6 protein-coding genes are annotated in these 9,275 nt (G+C 40.8%); 3 read left to right on the top strand and 3 right to left on the bottom strand.

The genetic code is table 11. The features are described from left to right. Both A9Y75_RS03645 and A9Y75_RS03640 read right to left on the bottom strand, forming a co-directional pair. On the bottom strand, positions 1 to 300 hold a 300-nt coding region (locus A9Y75_RS03645; protein ID WP_071188199.1), incomplete at its 3' end, for an RNA-binding protein. Between the two features lie 680 nt (positions 301 to 980). Continuing rightward, on the bottom strand, positions 981 to 1,523 hold the full coding sequence (locus A9Y75_RS03640) for a phycobiliprotein lyase (protein WP_071188198.1): 543 nt from the start codon (positions 1,521 to 1,523) through the stop codon (positions 981 to 983). Between the two features lie 444 nt (positions 1,524 to 1,967). Here A9Y75_RS03640 and A9Y75_RS03635 point away from each other — a divergent pair, with 444 nt between their 5' ends. Together A9Y75_RS03635 and A9Y75_RS03630 are read left to right on the top strand one after the other, a co-directional pair. Next, complete coding sequence (locus A9Y75_RS03635) at positions 1,968 to 3,341, top strand: efflux RND transporter periplasmic adaptor subunit (RefSeq protein ID WP_071188197.1); 1,374 nt, start codon at positions 1,968 to 1,970, stop codon at positions 3,339 to 3,341. A 253-nt stretch (positions 3,342 to 3,594) separates the two neighbouring features. Continuing rightward, positions 3,595 to 6,810 (top strand): efflux RND transporter permease subunit, encoded by a 3,216-nt coding sequence (locus A9Y75_RS03630; RefSeq protein WP_071188196.1) that lies wholly within the window; start codon positions 3,595 to 3,597, stop codon positions 6,808 to 6,810. On the opposite strand, the gene A9Y75_RS03625 is transcribed toward A9Y75_RS03630, so the two are convergent. Further along, positions 6,811 to 7,866, bottom strand: a complete 1,056-nt coding sequence (locus A9Y75_RS03625; RefSeq protein WP_071188195.1) for a glycosyltransferase family 4 protein — start codon at positions 7,864 to 7,866, stop codon at positions 6,811 to 6,813. A 903-nt stretch (positions 7,867 to 8,769) separates the two neighbouring features. Here A9Y75_RS03625 and rplS point away from each other — a divergent pair. Then, positions 8,770 to 9,132: a 50S ribosomal protein L19 gene (rplS, locus tag A9Y75_RS03620; RefSeq protein ID WP_071188809.1), complete on the top strand. Its 363-nt coding sequence runs from the start codon at positions 8,770 to 8,772 to the stop codon at positions 9,130 to 9,132. The last annotated feature ends 143 nt before the right edge of the window (positions 9,133 to 9,275 follow it).

Below are 9,275 nucleotides of genomic sequence, written 5' to 3'. Positions count from 1 at the left end.
ACCGTAGCCGCCGCGTCCGCCGCCGCCACCACCACCACCGAAGGAACCACCACGGTCTTCCTTAGGCTTGGCTTTATTAACTTTCAAATCTCGTCCCATCCATTCAGCACCGTCGAGAGCTTCGATGGCTGCTGTTTCTTCTGCATCTGTACCCATTTCTACGAAAGCAAAACCGCGAACGCGGCCAGTTTCCCGGTCGGTGGGAATCTGCACGCGCTTAACAGTACCATATTCTGCGAATACAGCTGTTAGAGCTTCTTGTGTAACTTCGTAAGAAAGATTGCCTACGTAAACTGACATAGATTACTTTGTGTCCAAAACCATCGGGTGTAGAGATTTAGATTTTGGAGAGAAGTCTGTAAATACCAAAAGGGAAAAACCTATCAATACTAACAACACACACTGCCGCCAAATCAAGTCTCACCTTCCTATAATGACACACCAGCCAGAAATTTGGTGAAAATTATTGTAAATTTTTTGTAAAAAATTATTTCCCCTCTTGAGAAGCTCTCTCGCCTATCAGTTGCATCATTATTGTAGGCAAAACCTGCCCATTCCTCTTCCCGGTTTGCTCCTCCTGGTTGCTAAAGGTAATGTGTTTGAGTCAACACAGTATCAAGCTCAACTCGCGTCGGCCGCAACTACTAATACTGTTTCACTTTCAGGTTGATACAATTTGTAGCTTTAATCTAGAGAATTGATACAACTTTCTAAGTAGTAAGACTGAATAAAAGAAAAGTTAGTAGTAAGGGCTTTAGCCCTATCAAACCTAGCAAGAGAGCGATAAATCGCTCACTACAACAAAAATTTTATCTTACATTTAATTCTGTCTAAGTAGGTTAACAGAAAAATTTAAAGGTAAGTAGGTGGACGGGGAAAAACAGAAATATGTAACGAAAAGTAAAATTGGCTCAAAACCTCTTCCCTGTTCCCTGTTCCCTGTTCCCTTGTCATAACGACAATTTTTAACGCCCACCTACTTACCTACTTATTCGCTTTTCTAAATATTGACCAATCATCAACTGCTCACCAGCACGGGAAATAATACTCTGTCTGGTGCGGTATTTGCTGCCAATGAGCTTGATTTCTTCCTCAAAGACGGAACTGTTGTACTCGGTTCGCAAAGACAGGGTTTGGAAATTGGAGAAATAATATTCAGCCGTGACTGGTTTGGTTGTAGCGAAACCGCGATCGCGGTACAAGATATTTCCCAAAGCACCAAACAGCGTGCAGCCCTTCGATTCTTTCCCGGATTTTAGTACATCAGTACTGTTCCAACTCACTTGGGCACCACAGGTCAAAATCTCTAACTTGGACAAATCATGTAACTGAGCCAGGTTTTGCAATTCCTGACAGCCCTGTTGTAAAAACCGGATGGTGATTAGACTCTCTACTTCTTTGGTTTCTCCCTGGGGCAGGGTGTAATATCGCCGTTCAGATTGCCACTGACCTACTGATGCTTGGAAAAATTCCGCAATCTGCTCTTCATTGGTAGTTTGGACAATTTTCAGGGATGATGCCACTCTTTACCTTCCTTACATAAATAGTCGCTGTACTCTCAATCTGTCCAGAAATCCAGCCATGAGTACAATGGCGCAAAAATCAACCTTTGTTTAATATTCTTAATATATACTCAAAACCCTAGAAATACTAGCCTTGGAGACAAATTTGTGGATTGGGCAGATAGGGAAAAAGGGAAAGAATTCAGAATTACCTGGCCTCTGACTCGTTTTAACCATGACTAATTTCCTATTACCCATTTTCAGAAAAGTATTTATACTAATTTTATGATTCTATATAAATAGCGATTTTGACAGTTTTGTTGAGCAAAAATAGTGATTTTAAATACAAAAATTGCCGAAAAAAAGATTAAATATTATCTATTTTTCTGTGATTTATTTTATTCAAAATAGTTTGCTCATACACGATTGTTTAACTGTAAAAACTCCCAAATAGGAGAAAAATTCATGATTTTGGATGGAAAAAAGCCGCCAAAACAGGTAAAAATACCAACGACCTTAATTACCAACCCAGTCATGAACAGCCAGACATTATTAATGACTTGTATGTTGGGACTGGCATTGCTGACAGGGAGTTGTGGATCACTACCAAAAGAATCAGCCGAAGCCCAATCTCAACGGACTGGTGGACGAGAACGCCCTAATAGTAAAACTGCTGTAGATGTAGCGATCGCGCGGACAAACTTATTACGTCCCTCAGCAGAGTATATAGGTAACACCACACCCTTTCGGATAGTATCAGTGCGATCGCAAGTAGAAGGGCGACTACTAGCATTAAACCTAGATGTGGGAGATACAGTCAAACGGGGGCAAATTATCAGCCAGTTAGATGATGTCATTCTCGTGACAGGATTACAGCAAGCCGAAGCCGAACTAGCAGCCCGTAAATCAGAAGTTGCTAGAGCCAAAAATCAGGTAAGTAATGCTAGTGCTGAAGTAGAAAAAGCGCGGTTAGAAGTATTCCAAGCGAAAGCAGATTCCCAAAGACAGCAAAAATTATATAAAGAAGGAGCGATCGCCGAACAAACCGCCCAACAAGCCCAAACAAAAGCCCAAACCTCCCAACAAGCCCTACAAGCGACCATTGAGCAAGTGCGTACAGAAAAGGAAGCTGTCGCCGCCGCCCAAGGTCGAGTAATTGTCCAGCAAGCAGTAGTTAGTGCCGCCAAAGAACGCCGTTCCTATGCTCGCTTAATTTCTCCCATCACCGGCATAGTCACAGAAAAAGTCACAGAACCTGGTAATCTTCTGCAACCTGGAAACGAAGTCTTAAAAATTGGCGACTTTAGTCGTGTCAAAGTCGCAGTCCAAGTTTCTGAATTAGAACTAGCAAAAATTCAGGTTGGGCAATCGGTACAAGTGCGTTTAGATGCCTTCCCTGAGCAAAAAATAGTTGGTAGAGTTACTCGCATTTCTCCAACCGCCGATCCTACAGCCCGTTTAGTACCGATAGAAGTAGTAATTCCCAACAGCGGGGGAAAAATTGGCAGTGGACTACTAGCACGAGTTAATTTTGACACCGAAACACCACAGCGAGTAGTGGTTCCAGAAACAGCTATTAATGGCAACCAGACAGAAAACAAGAATGGCAAGGTATTTGTTTTAGAAAAGACAGAGGGTAAATCCCAGGTAAAAGAACGCTCTGTAACTTTAGGGACAGCATCCGACGGCAAAGTAGAAATTCTCTCTGGCTTGCAACCAGGAGAAAGTTATGTTCTTCGCAGTAGCAAACCTTTAAAAGATGGTGAAACTGTGAATTTATCTATTTTGTCAGAACCAGAATTGAAAGCACCACAAAAAACAAAAATTCAGAGGGAATAGGGAACGGGCAACTCTTAACAGAAAAAACTCATGTTTAAAAACATGAGATTGAAATAATGACAATGTTTTTTTTCGTTTATCTCCTTCAAAAAACATCTTTTTTTTTGACTGAGCTTTAAACTCAGAACTAAAGTTTCTTATCTATTCCCTGTTCCCTATTCCCTATTCCCTGTTCCCTTTTTTTGTAAGAATTTGTAAATTGCGTTGAGAAAATATCCTCTGCCAAAAGTAGTTCATTTTTCCATTTTTAAAGATGCAACAAACAAACAATAGTAGCGGATTTAGTATTAGCGCTATTTCTATCCGCCAACACATCGGCACACTCATGCTCACCTTGGCTGTGATTGTCATGGGTGTATTTTTCATCATTCGTTTACCCGTAGATTTACTTCCATCTATTACCTATCCCCGCATTGGAGTGCGGATAGAAGCCCCAGGAATTTCTCCAGAAGTAGCAGTTGATGAAGTCACCAAACGTTTAGAAGAAGCCTTTTCCGCGACTGAAGGTGTAATTCAGGTTTTTTCCCAAACCCGTGAAGGTCAAATTAGTTTGGATTTATACTTTCGACCGGGAGGAAATATTGACCAAGCCCTTAATGATGCCACAGCATCCTTTAACCGGGCTAGAAACCGATTACCAGATAATATTGGAGAAGCACGGGTATTTAAAATAGATCCTTCTCAATTACCTGTTTATGAATTTGCAATCACTTCACCCACCCTTAAAGGTGTTGATTTACGAGTTTTTGCCGAAGAAGAACTAGCCCGTGAATTGGGTGTGGTAGAGGGAGTTGCCGGGGTCAGTGTATCGGGAGGAGTGAAAGAAGAAGTCAGGGTAAATATTGATTTAGACCGCCTCCAAGCCGTTGGTGTGGGTTTGACAGATGTACTCAATGAACTCCAAAACCGCAATCAAGATATTTCCGGTGGTCGGATTTTAGGAACAAATTCAGAAGCTTTAACCCGGACTGTGGGACGCTTCCAAAGTGCCGATGAACTTAATAATCTTTCCTTTGAAGTATCCGCGCCAAATTCTACTATCAAAAACCGTGTTTACTTGCGAGACTTTGCTGAAGTTATTGATGGATCAGAAAAACAGCGAGTCTATGTTTTACTCAACGGCGAAGAAGCAGTAAAAGTCAGCGTTCAAAAACAGCCAGATGCTAACACCATCAATGTCGTTGATGGCGTGAAAAAACGCCTAGCAGAACTGCAAAAAGGGGGTGTAATTCCTCAAGAAGCAATTCTCACAGCTACCTTAGATGAATCAAAATTTATCCGTAATTCTATAGCGAATGTGACTACTTCTGGGTTAATTGGCTCAGGTTTAGCGGCGATCGCAGTTTTACTCTTTTTGGGTTCTCTACGTCAAACCTTTATTATTGTTGTCGCCATTCCCCTCGCATCTTTGACAGCAATTATTTTAATGGGTTTATTTGGCTTGTCACTTAATGTTTTCAGCTTAGGTGGTTTAGCATTAGGCGTGGGAATTGTGGTTGATAATTCCATCGTCATGTTAGAAAACATAGCTGAGGGAATTAATCAATCAAAAATTCGCAATCAAGACTCAAAATTATCGGCTGCATCAATTATTCAACAATCTGAAGACAGCAGCCGAGAAGTAGAATCAGCCTTAGTTGCTTCCACCAGTACTAATTTAGTTGCAGTATTGCCATTTTTATTAATTGGTGGTTTTATCTCATTACTCTTCAACGAGTTAATTCTCACCATCAGCTTTTCCGTAGCGGCTTCAATTTTAATCGCCGTTACCGTTGTTCCTATGCTGACATCGCGCTTATTAAGTTTACCCTTTTCCAGTTCCCTCAATAATTTTTGGCCATTGCGGGTATTTAATAGCCGTTTTGAGGCAGCAACAAGAGCTTATAGTAGTTTTTTAGGCGGTATATTGCGCTGGAGATTGTTGACAATTGCGATCGCTATTATTGCATTAGGTGGTGGTAGTTGGTGGATAGCACCTCAAATTCCCCAAGAAATTCTCCCCCGCATCAATACCGGACAAGTCAACTTAATTGCCCAGTTTCCCCCTGGTATACCCTTAGAAACTAACCAAAAAGTCATGAAAGCTGTAGATGACATTCTCCGTCAACAGCCAGAAACGGAATATGTATTTTCTACAGTTGGCGGTTTTCTTTTTGGTAACAATAGCAGTGCTAACCCTCTGCGAAGTTCCAGTACTATTACCCTTAAACCAGACACAAATATAGAGACTTATGTTGAACGTGTCACCAAAGAGTTTAGCAAACTGAACTTAGTAGATATTCGTCTCCGTCTCAACCCTGGTCAAGTGCGGGGTTTAATTCTCAACAACTCCCCAATCCGCAATGCTGATGTTGACATCATTCTCCAAGGAAATGACTCCGACACTTTGGAACAAGCCGGTCGGGAATTATTAGCAAATTTAGAACAAAAAGCCACCGCAGTCCGTTTCCGTCCTGACGCAGATGCGCGTCAACCAGAAATTCAGATATTACCCGACTGGGAACGAGTTGCAAAAGTTGGTTTAAATACCAAAGATATTGGAGACACAATCCAGACCGCAATTGAAGGTAGTATACCCACCCAGCTACAACGCAATAACCGTTTAGTTGATGTCCGGGTACAGTTAAACGAAACTTCTGTACAATCAACTTCTCAGTTAGAGAGATTACCTCTATTTGTGGAAGGTAATCAACAAATCCGCTTGAGTGATGTAGCAAAAATTGCTGAAGCTCAAGCACCAGGAGAAATTCAACGGATTAATCAGCGTCAAGTCTTCCTAATAGCTGGTAATTTGGCAGAAGGCGCAAGTCTAACTCAAGCGCTAGAACAGGTAGATCAAGTCCTCAACAGTGCAAATTTTCCCCAAGGTGTGAGTCTTTTACCCAGTGCGACAGCTGAATCTAATAAAGAACTACAAAACTCGCTGCAAGTGTTAGGAGGATTAGCCATCTTCTTGGTTTTTGTCGTCATGGCTGTACAATACAATTCCCTCGTAGACCCTTTAGTAATTTTGTTTACCATTCCTCTAGCATTAGCTGGGGGTATTTTTGGGCTTTATATTACTGAAACCGCCATTGGCGCAACAGTAGTTGTTGGTGCGGTCTTGTTAGTAGGTATTGTGGTTAACAACGCCATTATTATGGTGGAACTAGCTAATCAACTTCGGGAACGAGAACACATTGACCGCAAAACCGCAATTTTAAAAGCCGCACCCCAACGTTTACGCCCTATTTTGATGACAACCATTACGACTGTTTTAGGTATGTTCCCCCTAGCTTTGGGAATTGGAGAAGGTTCAGAATTTCTCCAACCATTGGGTGTAGTCGTATTTTCTGGTTTGTCTTTAGCAACGTTGCTAACACTGTTTATAATTCCCTGTTTTTATACTTTGCTACACGATTTAATCGGTGGACGTTGGGCAAAACCTGTATTTATCAAATTGCGAATTTGGAAGAAAAAATTCCAATGATCAATTCACTTCTCGATACACTGCTAATGTTTCCTCATGAACACGAGCAATATTCAGCCAATCGAGGTTTTGCTTGGCCTTATATTTCCATTCTTGAAGTGTATCTGGGTTACTCAATAATTTGACTAATTCTCCAGCTAAGGCTTGACTATCTTTAGCTGGTACTAAAATTCCAGCTTTCCCATTGTCTAATGCTTCCGGGATGCCGTCTACCTCTGTAGCGACAATAGCCACCCCAGCTTCTCTTGCTTCTGAAAGTACCAGAGGACAAGGATCTCGGTGGGAAGCCAAAACAAAAATATCACAAGCCAGGAGATAACGTTGCGGTTCCGGTTGAAATCCTTCAAAATGGATATGATTGCTGACAGGAGTTGCTTGTGCTTGGGCTGCAAACATCTCTCTATCCGGACCATTTCCCACTAAATAAAGATGCGCTTCGGGAAACGCTGGAACAATTTGCTCAAAGGCTGAAATTAACTCGCTGATACCTTTACGTGTATACATTCCCGCTACCGTTGCGATCGCAGGACGTTGTAAATTTAAAGGTTGATAATCTGATATTTTTCGAGTCCGAGGACTCCCCAAAGTCCCATTGCGTATTACCCGTAACTTATTCTCAGGAATACCACGTCGCACCATTGAAGTTTGCACAGCCTGACTAACAGCTATTACCCTATCTGCTAAACCCATTAACAAGCTAGAACGCTGGAATTCATTGTGGACTGTAGAAATTAAAGCATACCTATTTTTTAGTCTCAAGATACTTGCTAAAACTATCCCAGTCATCATATGGGCATGAACAATATCAGGCTGAAACTCTTGCACAATGTGCCGATAAGCTACCCCTGCTTTAATAATATTTACTGGGTTCCGACTTTGGTCTATTTCGTAGTGTTTGACACCAAATTTATCTAATAATTCTTCGTATTCTCCCCCACCTGAAATTACTGCCACATCATTACCATTTTCTGCTTGTAAACAGGCCAGATCTACAGCTACATTGACGATCCCATTACCTATTTCTTGAACATGATTCAATATATGTATGATTCGCATAATCTAGAAAATTGGTGTTGAAAATTTTTAATTAAGTAGAAAGGCACAAATAGAGATAACTATGTATGCTCAAAACGCCGAATAACCTGACTTTTTAATAATACAAAAACCAAGTTTTAGGCATCACCCCTACGGAAGAGAGGTACCCTGGGGGATGGGTTCTATCTTTGGTGAGACTAGGAACCTTTATAGCATAATTAAATATGCATTAATATTTAATGGAGGAAATAAACCCACCCTACTTTTAGGGAGAATCAAACTAAAAAATTGATCATAAAGCTGTTACATACAAATTTGTACGTGATTTATGGGGGTTGCTTATCTCAACTAAAGAAGAACAATAGAAAAGAAAACAAGCATCCTCATTTTCTGGAAAACTCTATGTTCTTTATCAGTTTTATGTGATTGCAATCTTTATTTCTGCTCGATTATATACAGCCTGATTTGATTTTTTATATTTTTATAATGTAATTGAACTCAACCCAAGATTCTCTGATACTGCAAACTGTAAAAACTATTTCATGGCAATAATAGAGAAACGTTTATGTATCTTGCGGACGGAGATTGCTACAGCTTGATAGAGTGGATTAAGCGCACAAAATAAGATGATAAATATCAAGATTTGCTCCTGTTGCTTCGTAAATCACTATTTACAGGAATGGGAAAATGCACCAAAATGTGCTAAAATTCATTTATAAATGTATAAATATATACCTTGGACAATGAAGAAAATCTTTGGAAAGTCATAAACTTTACCAAAATACCTCTCCTTCCTACAAAAAGATACTTTGTTCGGCATTTTCAACAGCAACCAACATTAATAATCTGAAATAGCTGGACTGTCAGGCAGTTATGGATTTATGATTAATGATCGTGAGTTTTTTTCAGAAAATTGGAGAAACTATGAACGCTCAAGAGATTATCCGCTCTATAGAAGCGGAGCAACTAAGATCCGATTTGCCCGTAATTTATGTAGGCGACACAGTCAAGGTAGGAGTAAAAATTAAAGAAGGCGAGAAATTCCGCGTCCAACCTTATGAAGGCGTGGTAATCGCTAGACGCAATGGCGGAATTAATGAAACTATTACCGTCCGCAAGGTTTTCCAAGGTGTCGGCGTTGAGCGTGTATTTTTGTTGCATTCTCCTCGAATTGACAGTATCAAAGTACTGCGACGTGGTAAGGTAAGACGCGCTAAACTATATTATCTGCGCGATCGCGTCGGCAAAGCCACCCGGATTAAACAACGGTTTGACCGCTCTTTGTGATTCAAACCGCCAAAGCGAGGAGAGAAATCTCAGCCTCCAAGCGGCATCTGCCGCTCACTTGCTTTCCTAACAAAAATAAGTTATGATCAAAGTCGAAATTGCGTTAAACTAAAAAAGTTCAGCGCAATGACTGGAACAAAGAC

Origin of the sequence: Trichormus sp. NMC-1, from assembly GCF_001858025.1 — a bacterium.
Lineage (GTDB): Bacteria > Cyanobacteriota > Cyanobacteriia > Cyanobacteriales > Nostocaceae > Anabaena.
This window is presented reverse-complemented; position numbering and strand designations above follow the sequence as displayed.